This is a genomic window from Listeria cossartiae subsp. cayugensis, assembly GCF_014229095.1.
GTDB classification, from domain to species: Bacteria; Bacillota; Bacilli; order Lactobacillales; family Listeriaceae; genus Listeria; species Listeria cayugensis.
This window is the reverse complement of sequence record NZ_JAARZC010000003.1, coordinates 382,832-409,709: the sequence shown is the minus strand read 5'-3', so window position 1 is coordinate 409,709 and position 26,878 is coordinate 382,832. Positions and strand designations below refer to the sequence as shown.

At 38.2% G+C, this 26,878-nt stretch carries 33 protein-coding genes, 1 pseudogene and 1 riboswitch; of the genes and pseudogenes, 5 read left to right on the top strand and 29 right to left on the bottom strand.

What is annotated here, in order from left to right; translation table 11 throughout:
• Window positions 1-49: 49 nt before the first annotated feature.
• Window positions 50-1,705 carry a peptide ABC transporter substrate-binding protein gene (locus tag HCB49_RS11800; RefSeq protein ID WP_185605047.1) on the top strand — a complete coding sequence of 552 codons (1,656 nt, stop codon included), beginning with the start codon at window positions 50-52 and terminating at the stop codon, window positions 1,703-1,705.
• A gap of 124 nt (window positions 1,706-1,829) precedes the next feature.
• On the opposite strand, the pseudogene HCB49_RS14365 reads toward HCB49_RS11800, so the two are convergent.
• The 13 genes and pseudogenes from HCB49_RS14365 to HCB49_RS11740 all read right to left on the bottom strand — a co-directional run.
• A pseudogene (locus HCB49_RS14365) lies at window positions 1,830-1,996 on the bottom strand (hypothetical protein); the annotation flags it as partial.
• Between the two features lie 2 nt (window positions 1,997-1,998).
• A complete protein-coding gene (locus HCB49_RS11795) occupies window positions 1,999-2,418 on the bottom strand; it encodes a hypothetical protein (RefSeq protein ID WP_185599852.1) in 420 nt (139 codons plus the stop codon).
• A 140-nt stretch (window positions 2,419-2,558) separates the two neighbouring features.
• On the bottom strand, window positions 2,559-2,942 hold the full coding sequence (locus HCB49_RS11790) for a hypothetical protein (RefSeq protein WP_098189061.1): 384 nt from the start codon (window positions 2,940-2,942) through the stop codon (window positions 2,559-2,561).
• 94 nt (window positions 2,943-3,036) lie between these two features.
• Window positions 3,037-3,480 carry a hypothetical protein gene (locus HCB49_RS11785; RefSeq protein ID WP_070216072.1) on the bottom strand — a complete coding sequence of 148 codons (444 nt, stop codon included), beginning with the start codon at window positions 3,478-3,480 and terminating at the stop codon, window positions 3,037-3,039.
• A 402-nt stretch (window positions 3,481-3,882) separates the two neighbouring features.
• The gene (locus tag HCB49_RS11780) at window positions 3,883-4,290 is read right to left on the bottom strand and encodes a hypothetical protein (RefSeq protein ID WP_185605046.1); all 408 of its coding nucleotides are present in this window, start codon (window positions 4,288-4,290) and stop codon (window positions 3,883-3,885) included.
• A gap of 13 nt (window positions 4,291-4,303) precedes the next feature.
• The gene (locus HCB49_RS11775; RefSeq protein ID WP_185605045.1) at window positions 4,304-5,740 is read right to left on the bottom strand and encodes a T7SS effector LXG polymorphic toxin; all 1,437 of its coding nucleotides are present in this window, start codon (window positions 5,738-5,740) and stop codon (window positions 4,304-4,306) included.
• Complete coding sequence (locus HCB49_RS11770; protein WP_185605044.1) at window positions 5,737-6,105, bottom strand: DNA double-strand break repair Rad50 ATPase; 369 nt, start codon at window positions 6,103-6,105, stop codon at window positions 5,737-5,739. The genes HCB49_RS11775 and HCB49_RS11770 overlap by 4 nt, the downstream gene beginning before the upstream one ends.
• The gene (locus HCB49_RS11765) at window positions 6,106-6,390 is read right to left on the bottom strand and encodes a DUF3130 domain-containing protein (protein WP_185605043.1); all 285 of its coding nucleotides are present in this window, start codon (window positions 6,388-6,390) and stop codon (window positions 6,106-6,108) included.
• 201 nt (window positions 6,391-6,591) lie between these two features.
• On the bottom strand, window positions 6,592-7,485 hold the full coding sequence (locus HCB49_RS11760; RefSeq protein ID WP_008946540.1) for an ABC transporter permease: 894 nt from the start codon (window positions 7,483-7,485) through the stop codon (window positions 6,592-6,594).
• A 10-nt stretch (window positions 7,486-7,495) separates the two neighbouring features.
• Complete coding sequence (locus HCB49_RS11755) at window positions 7,496-8,446, bottom strand: ABC transporter permease (RefSeq protein ID WP_003724034.1); 951 nt, start codon at window positions 8,444-8,446, stop codon at window positions 7,496-7,498.
• A gap of 101 nt (window positions 8,447-8,547) precedes the next feature.
• Window positions 8,548-10,122: an ABC transporter substrate-binding protein gene (locus tag HCB49_RS11750; RefSeq protein WP_185605042.1), complete on the bottom strand. Its 1,575-nt coding sequence runs from the start codon at window positions 10,120-10,122 to the stop codon at window positions 8,548-8,550.
• Window positions 10,123-10,207: 85 nt separating this feature from the next.
• A riboswitch (SAM riboswitch) is annotated at window positions 10,208-10,310 on the bottom strand.
• Between the two features lie 137 nt (window positions 10,311-10,447).
• Complete coding sequence (locus HCB49_RS11745) at window positions 10,448-10,726, bottom strand: GNAT family N-acetyltransferase (protein ID WP_003732231.1); 279 nt, start codon at window positions 10,724-10,726, stop codon at window positions 10,448-10,450.
• 11 nt (window positions 10,727-10,737) lie between these two features.
• Complete coding sequence (locus HCB49_RS11740; RefSeq protein ID WP_185605041.1) at window positions 10,738-10,971, bottom strand: (4Fe-4S)-binding protein; 234 nt, start codon at window positions 10,969-10,971, stop codon at window positions 10,738-10,740.
• Window positions 10,972-11,137: 166 nt separating this feature from the next.
• On the opposite strand from HCB49_RS11740, the gene HCB49_RS11735 reads away from it, so the two are divergent.
• Entirely contained in the window at window positions 11,138-12,646 is a 1,509-nt protein-coding gene (locus tag HCB49_RS11735) for an IMP dehydrogenase (protein ID WP_185481357.1), read from the top strand.
• Between the two features lie 60 nt (window positions 12,647-12,706).
• Here HCB49_RS11735 and HCB49_RS11730 read toward each other — a convergent pair whose 3' ends face one another.
• Window positions 12,707-13,456 carry an EAL domain-containing protein gene (locus HCB49_RS11730; protein WP_185481356.1) on the bottom strand — a complete coding sequence of 250 codons (750 nt, stop codon included), beginning with the start codon at window positions 13,454-13,456 and terminating at the stop codon, window positions 12,707-12,709.
• A 187-nt stretch (window positions 13,457-13,643) separates the two neighbouring features.
• On the opposite strand from HCB49_RS11730, the gene HCB49_RS11725 reads away from it, so the two are divergent.
• Window positions 13,644-15,998: a bifunctional metallophosphatase/5'-nucleotidase gene (locus tag HCB49_RS11725; protein ID WP_185605040.1), complete on the top strand. Its 2,355-nt coding sequence runs from the start codon at window positions 13,644-13,646 to the stop codon at window positions 15,996-15,998.
• A 37-nt stretch (window positions 15,999-16,035) separates the two neighbouring features.
• On the opposite strand, the gene HCB49_RS11720 is transcribed toward HCB49_RS11725, so the two are convergent.
• The 15 genes from HCB49_RS11720 to lmaD form a co-directional block, all read right to left on the bottom strand.
• Window positions 16,036-16,764, bottom strand: coding sequence for an N-acetylmuramoyl-L-alanine amidase (locus HCB49_RS11720; protein WP_185605039.1), 729 nt, complete (start codon window positions 16,762-16,764; stop codon window positions 16,036-16,038).
• Window positions 16,745-17,167 carry a phage holin family protein gene (locus HCB49_RS11715; RefSeq protein WP_008946531.1) on the bottom strand — a complete coding sequence of 141 codons (423 nt, stop codon included), beginning with the start codon at window positions 17,165-17,167 and terminating at the stop codon, window positions 16,745-16,747. Before HCB49_RS11715 ends, HCB49_RS11720 begins: the two co-directional genes overlap by 20 nt.
• A gap of 18 nt (window positions 17,168-17,185) precedes the next feature.
• Window positions 17,186-17,722 carry a hypothetical protein gene (locus HCB49_RS11710; protein ID WP_185605038.1) on the bottom strand — a complete coding sequence of 179 codons (537 nt, stop codon included), beginning with the start codon at window positions 17,720-17,722 and terminating at the stop codon, window positions 17,186-17,188.
• On the bottom strand, window positions 17,719-18,198 hold the full coding sequence (locus HCB49_RS11705; protein WP_185502721.1) for a hypothetical protein: 480 nt from the start codon (window positions 18,196-18,198) through the stop codon (window positions 17,719-17,721). Before HCB49_RS11705 ends, HCB49_RS11710 begins: the two co-directional genes overlap by 4 nt.
• Before the next feature lie 14 nt (window positions 18,199-18,212).
• Window positions 18,213-18,788, bottom strand: a complete 576-nt coding sequence (locus tag HCB49_RS11700; protein ID WP_185605037.1) for an alpha-amylase — start codon at window positions 18,786-18,788, stop codon at window positions 18,213-18,215.
• A gap of 14 nt (window positions 18,789-18,802) precedes the next feature.
• Window positions 18,803-19,102, bottom strand: a complete 300-nt coding sequence (locus HCB49_RS11695) for a CCA-adding enzyme (RefSeq protein WP_185605036.1) — start codon at window positions 19,100-19,102, stop codon at window positions 18,803-18,805.
• Window positions 19,092-20,228 carry a phage tail protein gene (locus tag HCB49_RS11690; RefSeq protein ID WP_185605035.1) on the bottom strand — a complete coding sequence of 379 codons (1,137 nt, stop codon included), beginning with the start codon at window positions 20,226-20,228 and terminating at the stop codon, window positions 19,092-19,094. The genes HCB49_RS11695 and HCB49_RS11690 overlap by 11 nt, the downstream gene beginning before the upstream one ends.
• A 9-nt stretch (window positions 20,229-20,237) precedes the next feature.
• A complete protein-coding gene (locus tag HCB49_RS11685; RefSeq protein WP_185605034.1) occupies window positions 20,238-21,056 on the bottom strand; it encodes a phage tail family protein in 819 nt (272 codons plus the stop codon).
• Window positions 21,056-22,921, bottom strand: coding sequence for a phage tail protein (locus HCB49_RS11680; RefSeq protein ID WP_185605033.1), 1,866 nt, complete (start codon window positions 22,919-22,921; stop codon window positions 21,056-21,058). The genes HCB49_RS11685 and HCB49_RS11680 overlap by 1 nt, the downstream gene beginning before the upstream one ends.
• Entirely contained in the window at window positions 22,908-23,243 is a 336-nt protein-coding gene (locus HCB49_RS11675) for a phenylalanine racemase (RefSeq protein ID WP_221770768.1), read from the bottom strand. The genes HCB49_RS11680 and HCB49_RS11675 overlap by 14 nt, the downstream gene beginning before the upstream one ends.
• A 110-nt stretch (window positions 23,244-23,353) precedes the next feature.
• Window positions 23,354-23,656, bottom strand: coding sequence for a segregation and condensation protein B (locus tag HCB49_RS11670; RefSeq protein WP_185391670.1), 303 nt, complete (start codon window positions 23,654-23,656; stop codon window positions 23,354-23,356).
• Between the two features lie 46 nt (window positions 23,657-23,702).
• Entirely contained in the window at window positions 23,703-24,215 is a 513-nt protein-coding gene (gene lmaA, locus HCB49_RS11665) for a protein LmaA (protein ID WP_185502729.1), read from the bottom strand.
• A gap of 12 nt (window positions 24,216-24,227) precedes the next feature.
• The gene (locus tag HCB49_RS11660; RefSeq protein ID WP_185605032.1) at window positions 24,228-24,617 is read right to left on the bottom strand and encodes a DUF5072 family protein; all 390 of its coding nucleotides are present in this window, start codon (window positions 24,615-24,617) and stop codon (window positions 24,228-24,230) included.
• Window positions 24,618-24,894: 277 nt separating this feature from the next.
• The gene (locus tag HCB49_RS11655; RefSeq protein WP_185605031.1) at window positions 24,895-25,314 is read right to left on the bottom strand and encodes an ArpU family phage packaging/lysis transcriptional regulator; all 420 of its coding nucleotides are present in this window, start codon (window positions 25,312-25,314) and stop codon (window positions 24,895-24,897) included.
• Between the two features lie 11 nt (window positions 25,315-25,325).
• Complete coding sequence (gene lmaD, locus HCB49_RS11650; RefSeq protein ID WP_185605030.1) at window positions 25,326-25,754, bottom strand: protein LmaD; 429 nt, start codon at window positions 25,752-25,754, stop codon at window positions 25,326-25,328.
• A gap of 217 nt (window positions 25,755-25,971) precedes the next feature.
• Here lmaD and HCB49_RS11645 point away from each other — a divergent pair, with 217 nt between their 5' ends.
• Window positions 25,972-26,307, top strand: coding sequence for a helix-turn-helix transcriptional regulator (locus HCB49_RS11645; RefSeq protein ID WP_185391674.1), 336 nt, complete (start codon window positions 25,972-25,974; stop codon window positions 26,305-26,307).
• Between the two features lie 5 nt (window positions 26,308-26,312).
• Window positions 26,313-26,765, top strand: a complete 453-nt coding sequence (locus tag HCB49_RS11640; protein WP_185605029.1) for an ImmA/IrrE family metallo-endopeptidase — start codon at window positions 26,313-26,315, stop codon at window positions 26,763-26,765.
• Window positions 26,766-26,878: the final 113 nt, after the last annotated feature.

Sequence of the window (26,878 nt, the reverse complement as noted above, 5' to 3'; positions counted from 1 at the left end):
CGGAATACTTATAATAACGGTAAATACACAGATAGAAGGGGAGAAAACCATGCATTTTTTTAAGAAAACATTGCCTATTTTTGCCATTTTGACAGTACTTTTACTCACAGCATGCGGAAATAACAATGACAAATCTGCCGCAAAAACTTCCCCGGACAAAATTAAATTTCTTGAAACCAGTGAATTACTGACTTTAAATACGACAGCTGAGGAAGACTTTGCTAGCTTCACCGCACAAAACCAAGTCTTCGAGGGATTATACACACTTGATCAAAAAGATAACTTTGTTCCTGGGGTTGCTGATGGAATGCCAGAAATCAGCGCTGACCAAACGAAATATACCATTAAATTAAAGAAAAACGCGAAATGGTCTGATGGTTCCCAAGTAACCGCTGATGATTTCGTCTATGCGTGGCGCCGTGCCGTTGATCCAAAAACCGCACCGGGCTACTCCGCGCTTTTCAAAGATTCGATTAAAAACGCCACTGAAATTAATGAAGGCAAATTACCTGTAACTGATCTTGGTGTCGTTGCAACAGATCCAACGACGCTAGAAATCACACTTAAAAAACCAGTTCCATACTTCATTTCACTCCTTTCTTTTGAAACATTTTTCCCACAAAAAGAAAGTTATGTGAAAAAACAAGGTGACAAATATGGAACAGATAGTGCGCACACTTTATACAATGGTCCTTTTGTCATGAAGGATTGGGGCGGCAACATTACGAATAAATGGACTTACGCGAAAAACGACCAATATTGGGATAAAGATAATGTCAAAGTAAATGAAATTGATGTGCAAGTCGCGAAAGATATTAATGCCGGCGTGAACCTTTATAATACAAACGGTGCCGACCGCGCGCCACTTTCAGGCGATTTTGCTAAACAATATAAAGATAAAAAAGATTTCCTAACTGAGAAAGATGCGCTGATAAGTTATTTGCGTATGAACCAAAAACGTGACGGTAAAACGACTCCGCTTGCGAACAATTCCTTGCGTCATGCACTTAATTTAGCCGTCGATAAACAGCAATTAACTGACCGAATTCTCGGCGATGGTTCCTTCCCAGCAAACGGACTTCTTCCAAAAGATTTCGTCCAAAACCCAACAACAGGCGCTGATTTCCGCACAGATAGCGGCGACCATTTAGTCTATAACAAAGAAGAAGCTTTAAAATATTGGAAACAAGCACAAAAAGAACTTGGCACTGACAAAGTAACGATTGAACTACTTGGCGATGACCAAGAAACGACGAAAACCATTTTCGCTTATTTGAAAGCACAGTTTGAAGATAATTTGCCAGGAGTTACGATTAAAGTGAAAAATATGCCTTCAAAGAGCGCGACACAGCTGACTTCTGATGGTAATTATGACTTGTCACTTGCCGCTTGGATGCCTGACTTTAAGGATCCGTGGACGTATAGTAGTTTGTTCTTATCTGATTACTTTAATAACCATATGAGCTATAACAGTCCTGCTTATGATAAACTTGTAAAATCGACTGATACAACACTTGCGACGAAGCCAGAAGAACGTTGGAATGCGTTTGTAGCTTCTGAGAAAGTTCTGCTTGATGATGATGCGGCGATTTTACCACTTTATCAACATCAAACAGCGGTGTTGCAACGTACAGATATTACGGGCGTGCAGAAACATGCTTTTGGTTCGCCTTATAGTTATAAGTTTATTCGGGTGGAGAAGTAATTCGTCTGTTTGGAAAAACCCAGCAATTTTAAAAATTGCTGGGTTTTTTGTATAAAGTTATATCAAATTCCTCGGCATCCACCCCAAAACAGTGACGAATAACAAGGCAGTTCACCATCTACTACTACTCATATCTCAGGACATATTTTATATTCTTCAGTAAAAAATAAAGTCTTTAAGCGAACATTCTATTCGAGCAAGCTCTTTATTCACTCCATTTTCTTCGCTAACCGCGTCAATTATTAAGACTTTACAATCAGAACTAGAAATCAAATATTGATTTCCTTCTATTTTTATTTGTTTTGTTGTAAAAAAGCTTCTAAAACTCGTTTTACTGGAAGGCTAGCATCTTCTAATAATTTTTGCGTTTTTATTTTTAACATGCGATCTGAATGTATGATATTTTTATATTCGTCTGAATCAAACGACCTTAGTGAGTCTATTGTACATTCAGCGACATCATCACTATCATTCATTAAACTTAGAAGAAACTCAAAACCATTCATCCCCATATCTTCATCAATACAATAGGCTACTCTTATTTTCCATAAATCACTTTTAGTAACAATATTTTGGTGCAATTCCGCCCAGTCGCTTTGAGTAAAATTGTTTAATAGCTCTTGTGCCTGTAAATAAGCATAATCACACCAAAAATCTTCCGATGAATTTTCATTGATAAAATCAAGTAAATAGATATCTAATTTTTCAAACACTATTGATAACCACCCTTTCTCACTCTATTTTATTGAGTCCAATTTGTTCAGGTGGTATTTTACATTAGCTAGTCAAGGCTCTATTATCCAACTACAATCAACTAAGATACTTACGCCTTACACTTTCGTTTCTTTATTATCTAGAAATGCCTTCTCCAAGCAATTTCTTCACATACGAAATTTGTCGTAGTTTCGTCTTCAACATTTTCATTACTGTACCAATAGAAGCTGTCCTCATGCTTAATAAAACGAGCACCTAGTATATCTAAAGTCGCATCCAAATCATTGTTGATATGGAATTTTGTAACACCTCTTAAACATAGTTCTATATTTGTCATAGACTCAGATTGTCTCTGTATCAGTAAATTCACTACTGGATTAGTGTCCATTACCATAGAATAATCTTCATCCACATAAGTTCCGCTTGAATATGTCAAACCATTTATACAACTATCATGAAAATCATTAACAATCTGCATAAATTCATCAATATCTACTTGTGTTTCTAATTTCCTCCACTCCACTTAACATCCCTCCAGCATTCTCATCGTCAGGTCTTCACATGATAAATAAAAATCGGTTCACGCTTACTTCTCTATCACTCTTGAAAATCTAAAATTATAATACTTCATAGAATAAGTTTTCACCTTGTTCTAGCAAATCCATAGCCTGTTTATCATCTGCAAATCCCATGTTCTTCATTGCATTAAAATACTGAATTAAGAATTTCTCAAAAGCTGGATAATCTTCTCTTCTGACAAAAAGTTTAGGAGAAATATTATTTGTAATTTCTTTTGGTAGCTTATTTCCCAAAGGAAAACCTATAATTTCTGTATCATTTTCACTAATTTCTGTTGAAATTTCATAATAATGCAACTCATATTTTAACCCACTATCTTCACAAACTAAAAAGGGAGTAATCAACAATTCTAAAATTGTTTTATTTTCTTTTGAAAATAAAATCAAATGTTCAATATTTTCTTGTGATATGTAAATACTGTCATTTTCACTAAAATTATTCGGTAAGATTTCTACTTTTTCAATAATCTCTTGTTCTTCCATCTTACTATTTCCCTCATTTATGTTTATAAGGATCGACTATTCCTGCATCGGGAGCCCAATTTTTATCAAACTTATCACTGATTTGAACAATTTATTTTATCATCAATTGAATTATCGTTTAAAACTTTCTGGCCAAAAACCGACTATCTCTTTTGTTATTGGATTAACAAAAACTGATGTTTTGGTATTAGGATTGATGTATTCGACACTTCCTGATTTAGCAGGTATTGGTCCAAATTTGAGAGCATCCTTTATATTATCGAGCACGATATCTTTTCGTCCGGTCTTAAAAAGTGAGTTGTAAGCATGTTTACTTAGTTTTGTATCGTCCTCAGAATCTAGCAAAACAGTGGGTGAAACCCTGGGAAAACGTGATTTTCATTCTTATGATAAAGTCATTTTTTATTTATTTTGTTGTAAAAACATCTCCAAAATTCGTTTTACAGGTAAACTTGCATTTTTTAGTAGGTTTTCTGCTTTATCAATTATTGACTTATCGGAAATAATTAAATTTCTATATGGCTCTCCATCAAATGAACGCAATGAATCTATCGCATATTCTGCTACTTCATCATCTTCATCAAGTAACTCTAATAATAAACTAAATCCATTCATACCTGTATCTTCTTCCACAGAATAAGCTAATCTAATTTTGTATTTATCATTTTTACTTTTTATAGTGGTCATTAATTTTTTCCAATCATCATCAGTGAAATTCCCCAATAATTCCTCAGCATAAATACATCCATCATCATACCAAGAATCTTCTGAACTATCCTCCGATAATATTCTATTTAATTCGTCAAACATAGCTTAACACTCCTTATTTACTAAATCCTACTGGTGGAGGACCATTAACTGTTCCTGTAGGATAAGCACTAATTATTTCATTCCCTCGCTTAATTACATCAATTTCTACACCATCTACAATACTTCTGTGCCAAGTTGCTCCATCACTGGCTCTGATGCTTATAGGTGTATTATTTCCAATGCTTTTTGAACTTTCAAGAATTTTTGCATTGCTCCATCCCTCTGGAAATACTGTACTTGTTTTTATTTTAGATAAATTACCGTCTGGAAATTGAGTCGTATACTTCAATTTTCTTGTTCCATCAGGATTCAAAATTATTTCCTCAACAGCATAATTAGGATGACTATTGCTAATTTCTGAAGAATGACCACCAATAATTTTATTTTTATTTGGATTGATCCTTTGTCCCCAAAGAATTTTCTCCTCCATTTCTGGTGTTATTATCGAGTTAGAGCCACTGGCTTTCTTTCTTCTACGTAGCCAATCTTTTGGAAACTTGAACTTCTTCCCTTTATAACCTCCAACAGTATAACGGAAAATAAGACCACTTATAATACTAAACCCTTGCGCTTTACTTATCTCTTGCCCAGTAACCGGGTCTATTCCTTCTTTCACCGATTGAATTACCGCCTGCAACAACTCGGCTTCTTCCTGTGCTTCATTGCTTTCATGCGGTAATTCTCCGTTAAGCACAGCGGCATTATACGCGTTCGTTGCTTCTACATCTACTATACCATTTTTCATTAACACCCACATTTGACCACGGTACGTTTTTTGATATTCGTCAAAATTGAATGTTGTTTGGTTATCTTTTAGCGCTTTTCCTAAGGCGTTTTGCATCCGAGTTACCGTGGTGAAATTTAGTTTGCTCATATCATAGGTGCCGGTTTTACTGTTAAATTGAATGTTCGACTGGAGTTCGCGTATAGTTTGCTGAATTCCTCGGACTAAATCTGTTAAATTATCAAAAAAACCGCCATGACTTTGTTCAAATGCCAAGTATTTTTCTAAGATATTTTCTTGTTTATAGGCGATACTTAGCTGGGAACGATAACTCTGCATTTGTCCTTCCGTTCCAGTATTCATCCGCTGGGCTAGTGCTTCTTTTTTAGCTTCGATGCGATCAATCATTTTCCCGAGTTCGTATAAACCATCCGCATCAATTTTCGCATCGGCCGAACCATCCACTTGCGCGTGAAAATCAGCTATATATTGCGCTAATCTTTCTTCGCTTTCGTTCATGGCTTCGATTATCGCATCGCATAATGGGAAATAGGTCATTTGGTAATAATTTTTCGATGCGTCAATTGCTTTTCCTTTTAAACTGCCGTCTTCGGTATAGTTTTTCACGGCATTTTTGATGTCTTGAATGTTTTTTCTTCCTGTTTCATTGGCTGTATGTAGTTGGTACGCAAAGGTTTGTATTTCTCCGATGTCAATTCGGCTCACTGTAACAACTCCTTTTGTAACACTTGTTGTTGATTTTCTAATTGGTAGATGTTTTTTCGGCAAGCGGTGATTTTTTGTTGGCATTCCTCTTCATTTGCTTGGATTTTTTTATGCCACTTCTGTTTTTCTTCTTCCTGTAGATCTGCCAAATAGTAGCCGAAACTTCTTGATTCTGCGCCTTGCCAAACTTCGCGTAAAAGTTCCAGCGACTCCCGTTCTTCTTGGTGAACACGTGCAACATCTTCCGCTAACCACTCTTGTTCATTTTGTTGTCGTTGCAAATCTTGCAAAAAATCTTCGGCCGCGGATTGTTCTTTTTTCAGCAGTTGCAATTGCGCCTCCGCTTGCTGGCTCTTTGCATCCATTTATTTACCCCCCAATCCCATGCTCCGTTCAAGCTCTTGGTCTTTGCGAGTAAATGATGCGCCCAATTCTTTCAATCTTTTGGCATCCGTTCCTACCACATTTTGAAAATTGTCCACGGCATCTACCAAATCAAACAGTGCTGTTCGAAAATGGTTGATGGAATTGGCTTGACTATAGGCCATATTGCCGCCTTTCATCGGTAAATATTCGGCTGATTTTCCTTTAGATTCTAGTTTTGTCGCGTGTTTTTTTAATGTTGCTTCTTTAACTTTTATTTCACTCATTTCTGCGCCTCATCTCTGTCTATAATAATGAAACCTTATCCTTTAATTATAGCACCGCACGCATTCTTATTTTGTGAGCGTTTTGTGAATTTATCCTTTGAAAATTGGTTGAAACTCGTTTTTTTACGCTTCTATTTTGAGTGCATTTACTTTAAAAAACAAAAAAACACTTTGACTAAAAAAATCAAAGTGTTTTTACATTTAGTATCTACGTGACAAACCTTTTCTCAGTACATCACCAAGGACGTTGAAGGAAAGGATGGTCATTAAAATTAGTAATCCGGGGAAAAGCGCCAAGTAAGTTGCTTCGCCGACGTATCCTTGCGCATTGTTCAGCATGCTGCCCCACGAAGCGTTAGGCTGTTGAACGCCGAGGCCAAGGAAACTTAGTGCTGACTCGGTTAAAATGGCTGTAGCGACATTTAATGAAGCTGCAACGACGATGGATGGCATCGCGTTTGGAATAATGTGCTTGAACATAATGTGGAAAAATCCGCCACCCGATGACTTGGAGTATAAAATGAATTCACGTTCTTTTAGTGTCAGGGTTTCTGCTCGGACTATCCGCGCCACTTCCATCCAAGAAAGCAATCCGATAATGATAATAATATTCGAAATTCCCGGTTTTAAGTACGCATTTAAAATCATTAGTAGGAAAAATGACGGAATCGACATGAAAATATCAAGAAAACGCATCACCATATTGTCAACGAAGCCACCAAAGTAGCCACTAACTGTCCCAGCGAGCGTCCCAACGACAACGGCAATCATCATCGCAAACACACCGACAAGTAGTGAAACCCGGCCACCGTACAAGACACGCGTCAAGTAATCCCGGCCATGGTCATCCGTCCCAAACCAGTGCGACGAATTTGGCGGCATCAGTTTGTCCTGAACGGAAAGAGCATTAGGGTCATAAGGCGAAAGGAACGCAAAAATACAAGCCACCGTAATAAGTATCAGCACACTCGTCGCAAAAACAGCGCGGCGGTCAGCAAGCATAAAGCGCCAAAAACTACGCTCTCGTGTTGCATGAACAACTTCTGCATCCCGCTCGAAATCTTGCATTGTTTTTTTCGAAAAATCTAATCGCATCATGAACTCCTCACCCCATTTCCCTAATCCGCGGATCGACAATCATATAAGCTAAATCGGCCAGCAAGTTTCCAATAATTAATAACAGCGCTGAAAAAAGTGTAATCGCCATAATAACTGGATAATCCAGTTGGAAAATCGCATTAATTCCAAGCGAACCCATGCCCGGCCATGAAAAAATACTTTCGGTAATAAAAGCACCTGTAATGACTTGCGGAAGTGACATCCCAAGTAGTGTTATGACTGGCAACAAGGAATTTTTCAAAACGTGATGCCCCATAATTTGCACTTTTGACAGCCCTTTTGCATAGCCGAATAAAACATATTCTTCTTTTAATTGGTTGATGGTATTCGAGCGGACGTAACGATAATATGCCGCGCACCCTTGGAAAGTCAGCGTTATAACCGGCAAAATTGCATGCTCCGCCATATCCCAAAAAGAGTCGACCCCAATCGTTCGCATTCCTAGACTCGGAAGCCAACCTAACTGAATCGAAAATACATCAATTAAAATCATCCCAAACCAAAAAATCGGAATCGAAATCCCAATATATGAAATCCCGTTTAACACTTTATCAATCCACGTATTTTCATAATTCGCTGCAACCAAACCAAGTGGAATTGATAATAATAGCGTTAGTACAAGCGAAGTTCCCACCAAACCAAGTGTCGCCGGAATTCTCTCTAAAATTTGTTGTAAAACTGGCTGGCTGTTCACAATCGAATAACCAAGATTCCCTTGCAACAAGTTTCCAAGCCAAATAAAGTACTGCACATAAATCGGTTGATCAAGACCTAAGCTCTGTCTAATCCGCTCCACATCATCAGGATTCATATCAGGCGTAACAAAGGAATTCACAGGATCCCCGGGCGCTAATTTTATAAGGGCAAACGAAATAATCGAGATAATAAATAGCATCGGAATAATTTGCAATACGCGTTTTATGATTGTTTTTAGCATAATTTATCTCCTATCTAAAACACTAAAAATGACAAGTAAAAACCTGAACCTGCCAAAAACAAGCATGGCAGGTCAGATTTTTTACGAATGATTTTTAATTATTATTCCGTTAAATAAAGTTTAGAAAGATCACGGAACATTGTTACTGGTTGTGGTGTTGCAGCTTTTTGTCCACCATAACGGTTATCAAGAGCGAGTACTGCATTATCATAAGAAATTGGATAAATTACAGCATCATCCGCAATTGTTTTTTGGATTTTTTCATAGATTTCTTGACGTTCTTTGTCGTCAGCAGTTACAGCGCCTTTTTCCCAAAGTGCGTCTAGGTCTTTGTTGTGGTAGTTCGAGTAGTTGTAAGGTGCATCGCTTAGATATAGAGATTTATATGCATCAGGGTCGTTCCCCATGATATAACCATTTAGCGCGATGGAGTAATCTGCGTTTTTACGGTCAAGTGTAATGTTGCTAAGTGCATTTGGATCTGTTGGTTTCAAGTCCAGTGTCACGCCGATTTCTTTGTATTGTTGTTGCAAGTAAAGCGCGATACTTTCTTGTGATTTACTGTTGTTTAAATAGTAAACAGTTAGTTTTTGACTTGTATCAAAACCACTTTCTTTTACTAATTTTTTCGCTTTGGCGATGTCTTGGTCGTATGTTTCTACTTTATCCGTGAAGTATTTCGTGTTTTCTGTTAGGAACGAGGAAGCTGGTTTTGCGTATTCATCTGAACCGTATGCTGCATCAATGATATCTTCACGGTCAAGCGCATAAGAAAGGGCTTGGCGAAGTTCTTTTGATTTAAGTGCTGGTTGGTTTTCGTTGAATGTCGCATAGCTTAAGCGATTTTCAGGGTAAGTGATAATGTTTACGGCGCTCGCTTTTTCTACTTTGTTTCTATCAGAAGGTTGAATGGATTTTAAGTTGATTTCACCATTTTGCAGTGCTAAATTAGCTGCGTTTTGGTCTTTTGTGATTCGGAAAGTAACTTTATCCAATTTCGGTTTGCCGTCAAAGTAGTCGTTGAATCTTTCTAAGGAAACGTATTCCCCTGTTTTGTATTCAACAAATTTGTACGGACCTGAGCCGATTGGATTTTTGTTTTTATCACTTTTCTCGATGTTTTCTACCCCTTCAAAAATGTGTTTTGGAATTGGGAAGAAAGTTTTAATTGTATTTTCAAAGGCTGGAGCAACAGTTGGTAAAGTGAATTTCACCGTAGTGTCGTCTACTGCTTCTACTTTTACAGGTTTATTGTCAAAAACAAAGTTGCCGCGGTTCGGGCTGTTTTGTTTTGTATCTAAAATAGAATTTACAGTAAATACTACATCATCTGCAGTTAAAGGTTTGCCGTCGTGCCAAGTTAAACCATCTTTTAGTTTCACAGTGTAAGTTAAGTTGTCATCTGAAATATCTAAGCTTTTTGCAAGTGCCGGTTTCCCGTCAACTTCCCAAAATAGCGGTGCATATACAGCTTGTTGAATCGTTAATGTTACACGGTCAGAAGCGTAGTTAGGATTGATAACTTCTGGATCTCCAGTAACGCCGATAATTAGAGAGCCGCCGTCTTTCGCTTTGCCTGAACCGTTTGCTTTGTCTGAGCTAGCGCCAGAGCCTCCGCAAGCCGTTAACACCAAGGCAAAAACCGAGATAACCGCTACTAATAAAAATTTCTTCATCTAACAAAAACTCCCCTCTTTAAGCGCTAAAAATAACGCTTCCTCTGTTTTTTGGTCAGAATCGAAGCGCCTCATTAAAAGCTACTACTTATCTGCCAGAATATTACTTCTGATCGGATTTAGCATAGAACTTGCGCTCCGCTGCTGGGTTTCACTGGGCCGATTCCCTCCACCACTCTTGATAAGAAAACGTAATACTATTATTCCTATAAGTTTACTGTGAATTAAAGATACACTGAAACAAAGCAGATGTCAAGAAGAGAAAACTGGAATTCTAAAATTTTTTCATAAAAATAGACTAGGCATAAAACCTAGTCTACACTTCTTATTTTGCTGCTTGTACTTCTTGATACTCCGGCTTCTTAGCAAACTCCGCTTTTGCAAATGGACAAAGCGGAACAATTTTCTTTCCTTCTGATTTTGCTTTTTCAACCGCGCGTTTCACGAGTTCTTGGGCTATCCCTTGACCTCGAGCCGCATCATCTACACCTGTGTGGTCAATAATAAACATATCTTCCCCAGTTGGCACAAAAGTCACTTCGCCAACCTCTACTCCTTCATCATTTACCGCATAAATTCTGTTTTCACCGTTTTTATATTCCATCTGATATCCTCCTATTTCTCGAGATATTGAAGCGCTCCACTCGGGCAAGTATGAATCACCCGTTTTGCTTCTTCTTTCGATACATTGTCCGGCACAATCCATGGTTTTCTATCCAAATTAAAAAGTTCTGCGTTACCTTTTACACAATTACCCGAATGCGCGCAAACATTTGTATTAAAATAAATATCTACTTCCGCCCCGCGATACTTACGGTAGCCACGTTCTAGCAATGTTTCTTCGTCCATCTGATTACCTCCTTCGCCAAAGTTTCTCTACCTTTCATCTATTCCACTCTTCCCCCAAAAGAAAACGTCCGAAAAAGCTCCCCCAATCATTGACTTTCCATCCAGTTATTGAAATAATAAAGATATTTTATAAATTCATTTAAAAATAGAAGAAGGAGTGGAAATAATGGCATTTTATTTTGAAGAACCGTCCCGCACATTTAGTGAATTTTTACTTGTTCCAGGCTACTCATCCGCTGAATGTGTTCCAACAAACGTTAGCTTAAAAACACCAATTGTAAAATTTAAAAAGGGTGAAGAATCTGCAATCACAATGAATATTCCGCTTGTTTCCGCAATTATGCAAGCTGTTTCCGATGATAATATGGGGATTGCACTCGCGAAAGAAGGCGGCGTATCATTCATCTTCGGCTCCCAATCCATCGAAAGTGAAGCAGCAATGGTTTCTCGCGTGAAAAATCATAAAGCTGGCTTCGTTATTAGCGATTCCAACATCAGCCCAGACAAAACCCTTCAAGACATTCTTGATTTAAAAGAAAAAACGGGTCATTCCACAGTGGCAGTTACAGAAGACGGCACGGCGCACGGTAAATTACTAGGAATCGTGACAAGTCGCGACTACCGCGTAACGCGCATGAGCCCAGACGAAAAAGTTGCTGATTTCATGACTCCTTTCGAAAAATTAGTTACTGCTAACAAATCGACCACTTTAAAAGAAGCTAACAACATTATTTGGGACAACAAATTAAATGCCCTACCACTTGTAGACGACAATAAAAACTTAGTCCATATGGTATTCCGCAAAGACTATGACTCCAATAAAGAAAACAAATTAGAACTACTTGATTCCTCGAAACGTTACGTTGTTGGAGCTGGTATTAACACGCGCGACTATGAAGAACGTGTTCCGGCTCTTGTAGAAGCTGGCGCAGATATTCTGTGTATTGATTCCTCGGAAGGCTACTCCGAATGGCAAAAACGCACACTTGATTACGTTCGCGGCAAATACGGCGATACTGTCAAAGTTGGCGCAGGAAATGTTGTTGACCGCGATGGTTTCCGTTACCTTGCCGAAGCTGGCGCAGATTTCGTAAAAGTCGGTGTTGGTGGTGGTTCAATCTGTATCACTCGTGAACAAAAAGGCATCGGCCGCGGCCAAGCAACTGCCTTAATTGACGTTGCTAAAGCCCGCGATGAATATTTTGAAGAAACAGGTGTGTATATTCCGATTTGTTCTGACGGCGGAATTGTGTACGACTACCATATGACGCTAGCTCTAGCAATGGGTGCTGACTTCATCATGCTTGGTCGTTACTTCTCCCGTTTTGACGAAAGTCCTACTAATAAAGTGAATTTAAATGGCACATATATGAAAGAATATTGGGGCGAAGGAGCTAACCGCGCGCGTAACTGGCAACGTTATGACCTTGGCGGCGACAAAAAATTATCCTTTGAAGAAGGCGTAGATTCTTATGTTCCTTACGCTGGATCTTTGAAAGACAATGTTGCCATCAGCCTTAGCAAAGTCCGCTCTACCATGTGTAATTGCGGTGCGCTCAATATCCCTGAATTACAACAAAAAGCAAAAATCACTCTTGTTTCGTCCACTTCTATCGTAGAAGGCGGCGCGCATGACGTGGTTGTGAAAGATGCTTCTAACAATTTAATCAAATAAACTAAAATTGGTTGGTGTGAATTTGGTAAATTACCATTCTCACACCAACCAATTTTTTATTTATACAAAGGAATATTTTTCTTTAATTTCTTCCATTGGGAGTGGGCGGCTAAAATAATAACCTTGGAAATAGTCCACTTTCATTTCCCGTAATTTCTCGACTTGCTCGATGTCCTCTACGCCCTCCGTCACTACTTTTCCACCTAAATCATGGCATAAATTCACAATCGCGCGAATAATAATTTGCTGTCTGCGATCCGTTTTTAAAAGCGCAATAAATGACATATCCGTTTTAACAATATCAATCGGCAAGCTCCGCAAATACGCAAGCGAGCTATAACCCTTCCCAAAATCATCCATACTCACTTTGACGCCGAGGTTTTTTATTTTTCGTAAATTTTTGTTCGCAACAGCAAGCTCCGTAATTTCGCCCCGTTCGATAATTTCTATTTCTAAGCATTCAGGGTACTTTAAATTTTCTTTCACATAATCGTGCAAATGAGCCATATAATTACTGCTTACCACGTAATGCGCCGGAATATTAATCGAAATCGAAAAACGTCCACCTAGTTGGTTGAGTTGTTCTATCGCTGTTTCCGCAACAAAATCTTGCATTTCCCGCGTTGCATTTAAAAGGACAATATCTTCAAAGAAATCAATTGGAGTCAAAATTGCCGTCGCTGTTTTTAGTCGAACCAAACCTTCAAAACCGATAATTTTGTTCGTTTTCGCGTCTACTTTTGGTTGATAATAAAGCAAGTAACTATTTCTCCTAATCGCATCCCAAATTTCCGTGCTAGAGATATCCATCTTATCCCTCCTTTTTCTATAGTTTACCCTTTTTTCCATCGAAATGAAAATATAGCCAAATTTTATCATTACATTTACACAAAATCCATATTTCCTATTGCTAGGGTGATTCCACTTTGCTACAATTATAGCTAGGCACCTATGAGTTAGCGCTTACAAAATTGCCACTGGCGAAAAAAGGGAGAGTGTGAAAGTGAACAAATTTTTCAAGAAAACTACACATGTTTTACTCGTAGCAGGGCTCACAATCGGACTTACAGCACCATTCACCGGGACAACAGCACAAGCAGCAGCAGATACGGTTCCCATTCAAATTTTGGGAATAAATGATTTCCACGGAGCGCTTGAGACAGCCTCCAAAGATGCATCCGGCTCACCAATCGGCGGCGCAGATTACTTAGCTACCAACTTGGATAATGCCACTAGCTCATTTTTACAGGCAAATCCTGGAGCTACTGCTGACAACGCCATTCGTGTTCAAGCGGGTGATATGGTCGGCGCAAGTCCAGCAGTATCAGGTTTACTGCAAGACGAGCCAACGATGAAAGTTCTCCAAAAAATGAATTTCGAAGTCGGCACATTAGGTAACCATGAATTTGATGAAGGATTACCTGAATACAAACGAATTTTGGACGGGGTTTCTACAAACAAATTCGGACCAATCGTAGAAGCTTATCCACGCGTTAAAAGTGACATGAAAATCGTCGCAGCTAACGTTGTCAACAAAGGAACAAACACAGTCGCAGAAGGCTTTTTACCATACTATGTAAAAGAAATTGATGGCGTCAAAGTTGGCTTCATTGGTATCGTTACAACAGAAATTCCTAACTTAGTTCTTGCTAATCATATTAAAGACTACGATTTCCTCGATGAAGCAGAAACAATCGTCAAATACTCTGCTGAACTTAGAGGCCAAGGCGTTAACGCAATCGTTGTTCTATCTCATGTTCCGGCACTTTCCACTGGAAATCCAAATACTGGAACAAAACAAGATGTAGCTGGCGAAGCTGCCAATATGATGACAAAAGCAAACGAATTAGACCCAAATAACTCGGTCGATTTAGTCCTTGCTGGTCACAATCACCAATACACAAACGGATTAGTTGGCAAAACTCGTATCGTTCAAAGTTACAACAATGGTAAAGCTTTTTCAGATGTAACTGGCGAACTTGATAAAACAACTGGCGATTTCGTTTCACCTCCAGACGCTAAAATTACATACAACACGAGAAGCGTCGCACCAAATGCCGATATTACAGCCGTAACCGAAGATGCGAAAAGCCGCATTGAAGGAGTTATCAACGAAACTATCGGACTAGCGAATAAAGACGTTATTTCTCGCGACACAAATCTAGACAACAAAGCAATTGATGATAAAGAATCTGAGCTTGGTAACATGATTACGGATGCGCAACGTTACATGGCAAACAAAGCCGGGGCCGATGTCGACTTCGCTATGACAAACAACGGCGGAATCCGTTCCGATCTTTCTACTCGCCTTGCAAATGGTCAAAATGAAATCACATGGGGCGCGGCTCAAGCTGTTCAACCATTTGGTAACATTTTGCAAGTAGTGGAAATGACTGGCGCTGATATTCTTGAAGCACTAAACCAACAATATTTAAGCAACCAAACTTATTTCCTACAAATTTCTGGCCTAAAATACACTTTCACAGATACAGATGACTTAGATCACGCGTACAAAGTGGCAAGCGTTACAACCGAAGACGGCACTCCATTAAAAGCCGACCAAAAATACAAAGTCGTAATCAATGACTTCCTATTTGGCGGCGGCGATGGATTCTCAGCCTTCAAAAAAGCAAATCTAGTAACTGCAATCGACCCAGACACTGAAACATTCATCAACTACATTAAAGACCAAAAAGCTGCTGGCAAAGTCATTACAGCTCAAAAAGAAGGACGCAAAGTCTACAAATCCAAAGCTGAAATCGACAAAGAAACCGAAGATGCGGCCATCAAAGCAATCAAAGACGCAACAAAAATCAACAAATTCGCTGAAAAAGACAAAACATTAACCGGAACTACTTTACCAGGCGCAACAGTTTCCGTTCAAAAAGCTGCTACTAATGCAAGAATGGCACTTGCTGCTGGACCTAACGCAACAGCAGACGCAAACGGCAAGTTTTCCGTAGATGTAACATCTTTAAACCTTAAAAAAGGCGACCAAATCACAACAACTATCACTGACCCGAACGGATACAGCACTACTTTCCAAGCAACTGTTCAAGCTGCCGCAACGACTCCTCCAGATAATGGAAACGGCGGAACGGACAACGGTAATGGAAACGGCAATAACGGTGGAACAGATGGAAATGGCGGAACAAATAACGGTAACGGCTCCGGCACAAATGGCGGAACAACAACTACCGAAGACCCAACTACATCTACACCGAATACAACTAAACCAGGAACATCCTCTAATGCTAATTTACCAACAACTGGTGATACTGCTGGGTTTGCAACTGTTTTTGGGATTATTTTAACAACTACTGCGCTTTATGTGTTGCGTAAGAGAAGTTAATTTTAAAAAGGAGCGGCTAAGTTAGCCGCTCCTTTTTCTATCTTTTCCCTGTGCTCACTTCTGTTTTTAGAACCCAGCTTCCTGGGATCCCTTTTGTAGTAGTTAGATTCAGCGTTTTTTCCGTTTCTTTATAAACAGAAACCTTCGTTCCAGCCGCCAAATATCCCTTAATATTTTTACCGGAAATCGCATCATTACTAGTCGAATATTTTCCTGCTCGGTATTTTGTTGCTGCTGATCCAAAAATCTCTTTCACGCCCGCCACAATACCTAAGCAAAAATCATCTTGATACGTTTTTGCTTTCAAAATAGTCGCATCAGTCGTATCACAAAAACCCGCTTCTAATAAAATGGCATCCATCGCAGTTTCACGTAAAACGGCAAAATTAGCTTTCTTCATACCTCGATCACGCATACCATGTTTGCTGATTCTAGCAATGACATTTTTGTGAATTGTTTTTTGTATATCCGCTGTTTTAGCTGGGGTCGAAGTATAAATATAATCTTCATAACCCATGCCGCCACCCGCATTAAAATGAACTGACAAGAACAAATCTGCTTTAAAACTATTCGCTTTTTTTGCACGTTCACTTAATTCTAAAAACGTATCATTTGTTCGTGTCATCCCCACTTCAAAACCAGCATTCACTAGTTCCGTTTGCAGCTGTTTTGCGATAGCTAGCACCCAATTTTTTTCAACTAAGCCGTTGCCGGTCGCTCCAGAATCTTTACCACCATGGCCAGCATCAATCCATATTTTTGTCATGCTTTTCCTCCTCATCCCCTGACTTCGCATCGAAAATCAAAATTAAATTTTTCAACACTTCCGGAACCTTCATTCCCATTCGAACGAAATTTTCCAAGATGGAAATCAGCTCATTCGCCAAATAGAAAAAGATAACCGCATCCCGCGTCGTATTATGCGTTCCCAGAATCAAATCTATTTGATGCGCAATAGCCACTAAAATTAAGATAGCAATTTTTTTCGCGATTCCTTTGAAACCCATTTTGCTGCTAAGTTCCCCTAGATACCCTGAAGCGAGTAGCCCTGAAACATAGTCAGCTACAATAAAGCACACTAGCACTTTTACCAATATATCCACTTCCCCAAACAAGTATCCAAACACCGCGCCAAATCCTAAAATCCCAATTTTTAGTACGACTTCCATGGAAAACCTCCTTTTTGATTACATAATTGTTACTTGGCGTAGCGCCCATGCTTTATAATTCGAATTATCTGCATGTCCTGAAATACCCGTTGTAGAAACATAGAAATATTTTTTATCTCCATAAGTTCCTGAAGGCATTTGAATTAAAACGCCACCACCTGCAATCTCCAACAATTGTGCTTTGGATAAGAAAACAGAATGATAATAATAATCTTGAGGGGTATTATTTGTTGAGTCATAACGGCTAAATAATAGCGTCATCCCAAATTTCAATTTAGCAGAATCCCATCTGTACGACTGACCCGCACCCATAAGGTTAGCTCCTTTAAAAATGACAATTCCGGAACCAATGGTATCTACATAATCCTTCGCACTATTTAATGCAGTATTTGCTTTTTGTTCTGCACCCGCAGTAGTTTCTTTATCATTCCAAGTTGTTTTCTCTTCCTCTGAAACGGATACCAATCCCTTAACAGCCTCTGCATGTGTTTCTGGATAGAATTGTTCTAACGTTCCATGTTCATTTTTCTCTGACATTTTTACGATTTTAGTCATTCTGTTACCTCCTTAATAGTTTCCAGCGCGATTACTTGCATCGCATCTAATTTTTCTTTGTCATTACTTGATAAAAATCCGCTTTCTGTTGCCGTGGCATCAGGATGGCTATGGTTTATATCAGCCGCCTCCACATCTGATGCAAATAAATCGACTATTCCAGTTCTGCCATTCACACTGACAACGCCAGCTTCCGGTGATACTAATTCATCTATCTTTTGCTTATCAAATGAACTCATAAAGCCATCAGTCGTATAAGTGGCTAAATCATGGCCGTGATTTTTTTTCGCAGCATAAACATCATCTGCTTCGAGCAAAACCCTTCCAGCCTTCCCATTCACACTGACCACACCTGTCGGAAGCTGCCCTGAAACGTATTCTGTCAATCCAACAATTCCTTCCACATGCGTTTCTGGATAAAATTGCTCTTTCGAATTATCTTCCTTTGTTTGCAGCATTCGTTTTATTTCAGTCATTATTCACTCCTCCTTCACGCGCCAATTGACTCCATTTGATATCGTTCGTTTGCCCCTATTTTCGCAAATACTAAACTAGTTAACTTTTCAGAAAAGCTTGTTTCACCAGTTTTTTCAAGAACAATATCCGCGCCTTCGTTAAAACTAGAAACATTTGAGAAACATACCGTTTGCGCCTCTGAAATTGTTTTACTCGTCAACAATCCGATATCTTGCTTCTGCATATTTATGATATTTTCCACATCAAATTGTACTGTACTTTTATTACTAAAAATGAGCTGCTCTTTGTTCAATCGCTCTCTTAAAACTGGGTACCTTGTGCCCTCTGCGTCTACTCTGGAATCCACAACTTCACTTAGCTGTTCTGAGCCACTAATCAGTTCATTTACTCGGGCATTAACTGCTTTGTCCACAGTATCAATTTTTTTATTTAAAATTGAATCTGCTTTGTTTACATAGACGTAAATTTCATTTAAACCCGTCGAAATAAAACTAGACCAATCTATTAATTTCTGCCAATTATCATTAGTTTTATTTCTAAATTCTCGACCTTGAAGAAGCATTTCCCATTTCCATAAATCCAACTTCATATGCAACCTCCTCCCTATTCCACTCTAGTCGCCATTAGCTCGCCTGTATTTGTCACCGTTATTTTAAAATTAGATCCATTTTCTGATACTAAAATTGCATCCTGTTTTTTATTCCAGTTCAAAATATCACTTGCAGTCACATTGTTTTTTTCTGCATTTTCTTCAATTCCATTTAATTTCGTCTTATCACCGGGCGCCATTAGCCCTGAAGTACTGGTAGTAACTATGCCTAGACCGTCTATAGCATTTAAATGTGTCTTAGGATAAAAAACTGTATCATCTGTATTTTTTAAAACTCTAATTTCAGTCGCCATCTACAACACCTACTACTTCTGTTAAAATTCGCGAATCAAAAGCATTCATTGCGATGCTCGAAAACGAATTAATTTTATTTGATTCTACTTTTGCTTTTTTTACTTGGTTCGCAATTTGTGTTTGAATCCTTACCATATCCCGCCGAGAATTACTAAAGCCAACCTCTTGAAATTTCTTACTCCATGGATGCCCTGATTTAATTCTTGTTACTTTTACTTCTGTTTCAAATCCCATTGGCTCATGAATAAAGCACCAAACATCTCGCTCTGTTACTTCCTCAGTTCCTTTATAGGTAATATTTAAAGATGTTTCAGGAACGTCGAGAATTTGTTTTTTTGCAAAGTCTAATAAGTCGTTATTGTTCGTAATTTTGTCATTACTTTTTGCATTTGCCATCCGTTTTCCATAAATAGTTTCATTTGGCGAAGTATACGTAACAACCGCCATATACTTATTATCTCCAGTTAGTTTATCAGCATTTTCTTTTTGCTTTCCGTAACATTTTATCTGCGTTTTCAAATTATCTGTGTTTGTATCGACGGAAGCATCTTCTGTATTATATAAATAGCGGAATTGCTTTTCTGTCTTTATATACCAGCTCGCCTCGTCATAGAAATACAACTTCTTATTGTCCGCAAATAATATCGCCCCGAACTCTTCTAAGCACAAATTTACTAATTCTAAGCCATTTTTATTGCCTAAGTCCTCTAGCTCAACTAACGGAAAACGACCTTGTATCTCATGGGAAAAACCAAGCTCATTACCTTCCAGCGCAAATTCCATCACCGTTTGAATCGAATATTTTTTCAGACCAGCTTTCACATTATACTGAACATGATCCTGCACTGTATAACTAATATGCTGAGCTGTTACTTGCTTAGAAATGGTATTCCCAATAGCTTTTGGCGCACATTTTTTTATGACAAATTGTTGACCCTGATAAGTCAAAATCGCTTCATTTCCTACTAAATCAAAGGTATTAGCATTCTGTTTCGTTTTATTAACTGTAAATGAGATGGCACGACTCGTATTTTTTTCATAATCGTACGAAAATGAGCCGTAATCAATGTCCGTTAAAATCTCTTCTATTTCTTTATCCATACTTTGAATAATCAAATAATCCATGCTTATCACCTACCGATAAATGAACGGAAAATTAAAAGCAATCGTTACATCCGTTACACCCTTAATTTCAAAATCGTTCCAGCCTTTTTCCAGTGTGATAATCCCGTGGTTAGTGTCTTTTCCGACTCGCTTATTATTAACTAATGGATAAATATTATTTAATAAAAGGACATCTGTTTTTTTGATTTCTTTACGATACTCAAAAGTTTCTCCAGTTGTAAGATTATTAATGGTTGGTATTCCATTTGCTGTCAGCGCAATATCTAACTCATGGCGCATCAGTGGATTTACTCGGTCACTTCCGGCATTGTATACACGGAATGTATTCTCTTTAAAAACATAGAATAAATCATCACGGTTCGATAAGTTCATTCCCATTTGCCATAAGTCCTCTTCAAAAGTCATCGGATTAAGACATGTACCTCGTGACTCCGCGTATCCTTTAAATACATCAAATTCGATGTTCAATGTCCCTACACGATCAGATTCTCGGCTAAAATCAAAAGGCTTTGGATGTACCTCATACCGAATTCCCGGCATTTGATCACTCCAAATATAATAACTATCCCGCTGAAATAAAAACTCATAAATTTCTCGTACAGCTAAATGGTAATCTGGTATATCCAGCGCTTGTATATTGCATTTTGCACTGAAAACAAAAGGTTTAAATTGAATTGTTCCCGGAATCACTCCATCAGTTCCGCTAATTTCAGCAGTTTCCATGCTTAGTTGTGGACTTTGCCTCGCTACTTCTTGAACCGAAAGCCCCGGAAACGTTTCACTAAGCGAATGAATTTTTCCATTTAGTTCTAAATACAAATCACTCATTAATAAGCCGCACCTCCCATTGCATAATTATATTGATCAAATGAGTTAGCTTGGTTACGACTAACTACTTCAGACACAACTTTATCATCCATCTTGATAACTGGATTTTTTTGTAGTAAACGTTCTAAAAGATTTTCCACCCTAGCCAAATCAGTCCCTTGATTTGTATATAGCATGGACTTATTACCACGTGCGCTTTCTCTTGCGTATTTCATCGTTGCATCATGTGGAATAACTTGCGAACCAGATGGTAAAACAACCATTTCCCCCCGGCCACCTTCGTTCATTCGAGCAAATCCGCCTTGGAAATTCGTTGTCCCAGAAATTAATTGTGGGATTTTACTTATTTCAACACCTGGAATTTTATTAATCAGACCAATTGCTGAGTTAATTCCGCTAATTACAACATTGACAAACCCTTTTACATTGTCTACAACTGTCTGAATTGCACTGGAAACTCCATCAAAAATATTGCCAACAAAATCAGTCAGTCCACCCCAAGCACCTTTAATTCCATCAAAAACATCTGTGATAATTCGCTTCACACCATTAAATACGGATGAAACAGTGTCTGAAATGCCCGTAATGACTGCTTTAATTCCATCAATAATCCCTGAAATTGTCGACATAATAGAATTCCAAATTTTAGATGCGACTGCAAATACAACTCCGAATGCTGTACCAATAATAGAAACGATAGTGGTAAAAATATTGGTAATAAAAGCAATAATCGGCTGGATAATTCCAATAACTGCTGTAATTACACTAGCAATAAAGCTAATAATTTTCCCAATAACATTGGAAATCGTTGTCGCAATAATGACAACATAGCTAATAATTGTAGTAATAATCGAGATAATAATGCCAATAATCGTCATAACAATCGGCATAATTTTACTTATATAAGAAATAATCGTCATAACAATCTGGATAACAACCGTGGCAATCTGCATAATTATCGGAATCAAAAATTGAATAACTCCCATGATTCCTTGAATAATCACCATAACACTCGGTAAAATTGCCGAAACAAGTGACATTACAGCTTGAACAATTTGCATAATAACTGGCATAAGCATTGAAACCAGCATAGAAATAAATGGCATTAATTGAGCCACTAACTGAGCGAAAAAGGTGATAAATTGCATAACCATTGGCATTAAAGCAGCGCCAATTTGACCGACCGCTGTAACAATTTGCATGATAATCGGCATTAAACTGGCCATTAATTGTCCAAATAGCTGCCCAACTTGCGTCACCACCGACATTACAGTATTACGAAATGATTCATTAGTACTCATCAAATACACAAATGCTGCTACTAGTGCTACAATCCCGATAATAACTAATCCCATTGGTGAAGTTAACTTACCCATAATTCCGCCAACACTACCAATAGAAGACATCAATCCGCCTAAATGCTTCTTCACTTCCATGAAGCCACTAGCTAGATTCGTAATTCCTTGCACCCCGCCAGATACTCCGCCAAGCATCGTGCTCAAGCCACCAACCCCGGTTGACAAACTTGAAAATAACGTACCATTCTGGACACTTGACCCTAGATTTTTAAACGCATCCGTGATCCCACCAACAGAGCCAACAGCTGTACCAAATCCCGATGTAATCGCTTGGCTACTAGAACCCAGTTGACCAAACGCCGAACTGATACTACCAAGTCCAGATTGGAGACCATCCAAAGACCCCGTAATTTTGGAAGCTGGATCAGCTTTTCCTACGTCTTCAATCGTCATTTTCATTTCTGTAAATCGTTGCTGAACAGTAGCTGCCATTTCATCTAACCTACCAACTTGCGCTGTCAAAACACTCTCGTTAAACTCGAACGTTATTTTTTTAGAATCCGCCATCCATTTTCCTCCTTTCTTCTTTATTTTTAGGTCTACGCAACCCATTTGCACCATAAACCCTATCAATCCACGCTTTGCCTTCCTGCGCCTCATTCTCAGAAATTGCTTGAAGTGCATTTACTGTATAATTAACATCTGCTTTCTTCTGACGTTTTTTATGCAACTCGATAAAACGTGAATTCCGTTTTCGATTAAGATTTTGTTCTGCATTTAAAACAGCATTTCGGAGCATAGTCGATTCAAAGATCACCTTGTTTTCCCATTCTTTCATGATGAAATTTTTCTCCACTTCGGTTAATTCCTCAAAATCATGTTTTGTCATATGGAAATTAACTACAAAAAAAGCGAGTTGTTTTTCAAGCTCAAAATTAGTATCACTTTCACTATCCGCTTCATCGTCTTCTGCTCCAAAATATTCAAACTCAATTTGCTTTAACGGAACAAAAAACCCATATCCTCTTGCAATTTCTCAATAACTGCGACGTTAAGCGAAATCAAGCCTTGTTCTTCCACTAACTTGTCGAAAATATCCAAAGCTTCTTTTTGTTTTACAGGTACTAGACCTTTTTCTTCCACTAGGCCAGAAACAAATAGCGTTTCAATTACTTGGTAGCTCAAAATCCCTTTATTCGCAGTCAAAGCCGCGACTAGGCTAATTCCCGATGTTAGTTCCACCGTTTTAACTTTTTGCTTATTAAATCGTAAAATATAAGTTGTATCATTCACTTCAAACATTTAATTTCCTCCTAAGGGAAAGCCACTTTTTCAGTGGCTTTCTATTTTATTGTGCTGGTGTTTCTGGTGTTTCGCCGGGCATTTGATCTCCACCCTCAGTAATTGTTAAATCAACAAGCGCGCCCATTCCGTCTAGTTTTACAGAATAAGTCATTGCTTCATCAAAAGGTGCTTCGAAACTATAGTCAGCTACAATCGCTAAGCCGCCAAAAAGACCTTTTTTCGATGCTTGGTTAATAACTTTCACACAAACCGGGCTATCACTTTCAAAATATTTCGCCAATTCTTTATGAGACTCTGCATCAGCGACATATAAACCGTCATTTTCAATAGACCATTCTTTCATTCCGCCAATTTTAGACTTCCAACCGCCAACTGTATCTTTAGATGTAATTTCGATACTATCTTTAGAACGATTGATAGTTAAACCTTGTTGGCCAGCCACCGCTAATAATTTATCTCCTGTTGCGTTAAAAATCGCTAAAAGTACGTCTTTCCCCGCGACCGCTTTAGCAGCTCCCGGTGTATAATCACAATATAAATTCTCTTCAAATGCCATTAATAATTCCTCCTAAATTTTTACTTTTAACTCACGACAAATACTTACTTCAAAACTAGTTTTTGCATGAATTAACGTATTTTCTTTAACTAAATTTTGTTTTCCAAAATGTCGAACTGCCAATAATTTGTATCCTTCAGGCAAAGTAAAGCCCGTTTGGATTAATGTATCTATTTTTTCGACTCCCGCTAAATCCATTTCATTTGTATAATGATGAACTGCAAAACGGTATTTTTCTCTCCAAGATCTGCGGCTTTCTTCTTCCTCTTGCTCGATCATTTCTAGCATCGTTGTGGGCATTTCCACTTGGTCACGCATTACGACAGAAACATCTAGCTGGCCTTTTTCCTGGAGCATTGTTCGGACTGCTTCCAAAACTCTCATGAAGCTCAAACTCTTCACCAAGCGCTCACTCCTTTTAAAAACGAAAAGCAACATTCGGTCAAGACCATTCTTAATAATTTATTCCTCCGAACGTCACTTCTCAAAATAGAATATTTGTTTATGTCAACGGAATTAGCATCCAGTAATAAAAACAAATTTCTTGTAAAACATCATGTATTATCAGAAAATCGGTGCACCTTCATTCTGACGCAGCTTTTATTGTCATCCGCTTGCTGGACAATTAGCTTACTTTTATATTAACGGTAAAAGGACGTTTCAAAATATCATGAAAGTATCATCCTTTTCTTACTAAAATCCCCATTATCGTTGCCAGTTCTAGTACTGCTCGTTTTTTGATGCGTTTAAACTGAGCTATTTCATACGGCAACTCCATCATCACCGCCACATCTTGTTTTTGTTCCACATAACATTCCAGCAAAATATTTCGATATAAATCATCCATTTGATTTAACGTTTCCGTATATTTCTCCACCAACCAGCGCGCTTCCATAATCACTTCCTTATTATGTCTAGCAGAAAATGCCAGCGTGCCAAAATGTGGCTCTTCCAAAAATCCATCCTTAAGTAAAAATGGTTTTTTCGATAATCCAGCAATCACCCGAAATCGCTGAAAATCCGCAAAAAATCGTTTTACTTCGTGAACTGTCTTTATATAATTGATATCTTTATTTTCCGGTAAAATTAAAACTTGCATCCCATCACTCCTTAATTGTGAGCTTCGTTAATGACATAGGCTTCATATTGACACTCAATAGCTGCAGCAGGCAAGCGACCAATTTCCTCTTCTGTTTTATCTAAATGAAAAGCTAACACCTCAATCATTTCCTGCTGTACCGGTTGCGACTTTTTTCTATTTAATCCTTTTTTTCGTTTCCACTCAGCAAGCGACGACCTTGATACGCCAATCAACTTGCTAATTTGCACATCGGATTTGGTCTTTTTATATTCTCGGTATTCGCCAGGCGTTAAAATAAGCAGCTTTTGTTCCGCCGTCAAAAGACCTTTTTCCTTATCTCCAAGTGCTTCAAAAAACTCCAACTCTTCTATTAAACGTTTCCGAATAAATCGATCCTCTTCTTGTTCCAGTTGAAAAATCAGTTGGATTTGCTTTTCTTTCAAAAGTTGTCTATCCATCCATTCCCACTTCCATCTCATAAGTTAATAACTAGTTTTTGTCACCAAAACGGTGCTATCAGTTCAAAAATTAGCCTCATTTATTTTTTAGCTCTACAAATATTATAGCACCAATTTGGTTACTTGAAAACTTTTTCCGACAAATATGTTCGGAAAAGTTCCGTTTTGGTGCTAAAAGTGCTATACTGGAGCCATAAACATATGGAGGACAATTATAATGGAGTTAAATAAATTTGTAGGAAATAGAATAAAACAATATCGCGAAGAACGAGGCTTAAATCAAGAAGCTTTAGCAGAAAAGCTTCATACAACTCGCCAAACAATTAGCCGCTACGAAAATGGCGACCGAAAAGCGAATCAAGACGTTTTATTTGAACTTGCAAAAATCTTCAACAAACGATTAGATGATTTTTTCCCAGAAAGAAGTTTACCGCCTGTTGATGAACGCTTGGTTACCATTGCGGCCCACATAGATGATGATGTAACAGATGAAGAAATGCGGGATATTCTAGCGTATATAGATATGAAGAAAAAACTCCATCGCGGGATGTGATTTTATTGTACGAAAAATTGGTAAACAAATACCAAGACGAGGTAACGATTAGAGAAGAGAAAATGCCTTACAAACTACCCGGTCTTTATTTAAACGGGACGATTTTTATTAGCAAAGATCAGTCTTCTATTGAAAAAGGTTGTATTTTAGTAGAAGAATTAATGCATTACAAATATACGGTAGGCAATATCACGAAACAGGAAACCATTACGGATAAAAAGCAAGAAATTTTTGCTCGTCGGAAAGGGTACGAGGAATTGATACCGCTTGATGATATTATTTCGTGCTTTTATCTCGGTTTACGTGAATATTTTGAAGTAGCGGAGTTTTTAGAAGTGACAGAAGAATTTTTGCGCCATACTGTTTCTCATTATGCTGATAAATACGGCCCAATGTATGATTATGGCGGCTATCTAATTAATTTTGGCAATTCCATCGATGTTTATAAGAAATTTTAAAAGGCTCCTTTTTCCGGGCCTTTTTTTGTATTGTTATTTTAAAAAGTATGTTTTTAGTCGTAAAATTATTGGAAATGTTGCTAAAAAGTGACTTTTTCTTATCTGTATTGCGA

Excerpts from the sequence above, each read along its gene's own strand:
- HCB49_RS11755 (WP_003724034.1), bottom strand. The coding sequence starts at position 8,446 with ATGCTAAAAACAATCATAAAACGCGTATTGCAAATTATTCCGATGCTA.
- HCB49_RS11740 (WP_185605041.1), bottom strand. The coding sequence starts at position 10,971 with ATGGACGAAGAAACATTGCTAGAACGTGGCTACCGTAAGTATCGCGGG.
- HCB49_RS11655 (WP_185605031.1), bottom strand. The coding sequence starts at position 25,314 with ATGCAAGTTTTAATTTTACCGGAAAATAAAGATATCAATTATATAAAG.
- HCB49_RS11745 (WP_003732231.1), bottom strand. The coding sequence starts at position 10,726 with ATGGAATATAAAAACGGTGAAAACAGAATTTATGCGGTAAATGATGAA.
- lmaD (WP_185605030.1), bottom strand. The coding sequence starts at position 25,754 with ATGGATAGACAACTTTTGAAAGAAAAGCAAATCCAACTGATTTTTCAA.
- HCB49_RS11645 (WP_185391674.1), top strand. The coding sequence starts at position 25,972 with ATGGAGTTAAATAAATTTGTAGGAAATAGAATAAAACAATATCGCGAA.
- HCB49_RS11730 (WP_185481356.1), bottom strand. The coding sequence starts at position 13,456 with ATGGATATCTCTAGCACGGAAATTTGGGATGCGATTAGGAGAAATAGT.
- HCB49_RS11675 (WP_221770768.1), bottom strand. The coding sequence starts at position 23,243 with ATGACAAAACATGATTTTGAGGAATTAACCGAAGTGGAGAAAAATTTC.
- HCB49_RS11670 (WP_185391670.1), bottom strand. The coding sequence starts at position 23,656 with ATGTTTGAAGTGAATGATACAACTTATATTTTACGATTTAATAAGCAA.
- HCB49_RS11705 (WP_185502721.1), bottom strand. The coding sequence starts at position 18,198 with ATGACTGAAATAAAACGAATGCTGCAAACAAAGGAAGATAATTCGAAA.
- HCB49_RS11750 (WP_185605042.1), bottom strand. The coding sequence starts at position 10,122 with ATGAAGAAATTTTTATTAGTAGCGGTTATCTCGGTTTTTGCCTTGGTG.
- lmaA (WP_185502729.1), bottom strand. The coding sequence starts at position 24,215 with ATGGCATTTGAAGAGAATTTATATTGTGATTATACACCGGGAGCTGCT.
- HCB49_RS11700 (WP_185605037.1), bottom strand. The coding sequence starts at position 18,788 with ATGAAGTTGGATTTATGGAAATGGGAAATGCTTCTTCAAGGTCGAGAA.
- HCB49_RS11770 (WP_185605044.1), bottom strand. The coding sequence starts at position 6,105 with ATGGATGCAAAGAGCCAGCAAGCGGAGGCGCAATTGCAACTGCTGAAA.
- HCB49_RS11765 (WP_185605043.1), bottom strand. The coding sequence starts at position 6,390 with ATGAGTGAAATAAAAGTTAAAGAAGCAACATTAAAAAAACACGCGACA.
- HCB49_RS11735 (WP_185481357.1), top strand. The coding sequence starts at position 11,138 with ATGGCATTTTATTTTGAAGAACCGTCCCGCACATTTAGTGAATTTTTA.
- HCB49_RS11785 (WP_070216072.1), bottom strand. The coding sequence starts at position 3,480 with ATGGAAGAACAAGAGATTATTGAAAAAGTAGAAATCTTACCGAATAAT.
- HCB49_RS11715 (WP_008946531.1), bottom strand. The coding sequence starts at position 17,167 with ATGGAAGTCGTACTAAAAATTGGGATTTTAGGATTTGGCGCGGTGTTT.
- HCB49_RS11800 (WP_185605047.1), top strand. The coding sequence starts at position 50 with ATGCATTTTTTTAAGAAAACATTGCCTATTTTTGCCATTTTGACAGTA.
- HCB49_RS11720 (WP_185605039.1), bottom strand. The coding sequence starts at position 16,764 with ATGACAAAAATATGGATTGATGCTGGCCATGGTGGTAAAGATTCTGGA.
- HCB49_RS11710 (WP_185605038.1), bottom strand. The coding sequence starts at position 17,722 with ATGACTAAAATCGTAAAAATGTCAGAGAAAAATGAACATGGAACGTTA.
- HCB49_RS11780 (WP_185605046.1), bottom strand. The coding sequence starts at position 4,290 with ATGTTTGACGAATTAAATAGAATATTATCGGAGGATAGTTCAGAAGAT.
- HCB49_RS11690 (WP_185605035.1), bottom strand. The coding sequence starts at position 20,228 with ATGGATTATTTGATTATTCAAAGTATGGATAAAGAAATAGAAGAGATT.
- HCB49_RS11685 (WP_185605034.1), bottom strand. The coding sequence starts at position 21,056 with ATGAGTGATTTGTATTTAGAACTAAATGGAAAAATTCATTCGCTTAGT.
- HCB49_RS11680 (WP_185605033.1), bottom strand. The coding sequence starts at position 22,921 with ATGGCGGATTCTAAAAAAATAACGTTCGAGTTTAACGAGAGTGTTTTG.
- HCB49_RS11695 (WP_185605036.1), bottom strand. The coding sequence starts at position 19,102 with ATGGCGACTGAAATTAGAGTTTTAAAAAATACAGATGATACAGTTTTT.
- HCB49_RS11760 (WP_008946540.1), bottom strand. The coding sequence starts at position 7,485 with ATGCGATTAGATTTTTCGAAAAAAACAATGCAAGATTTCGAGCGGGAT.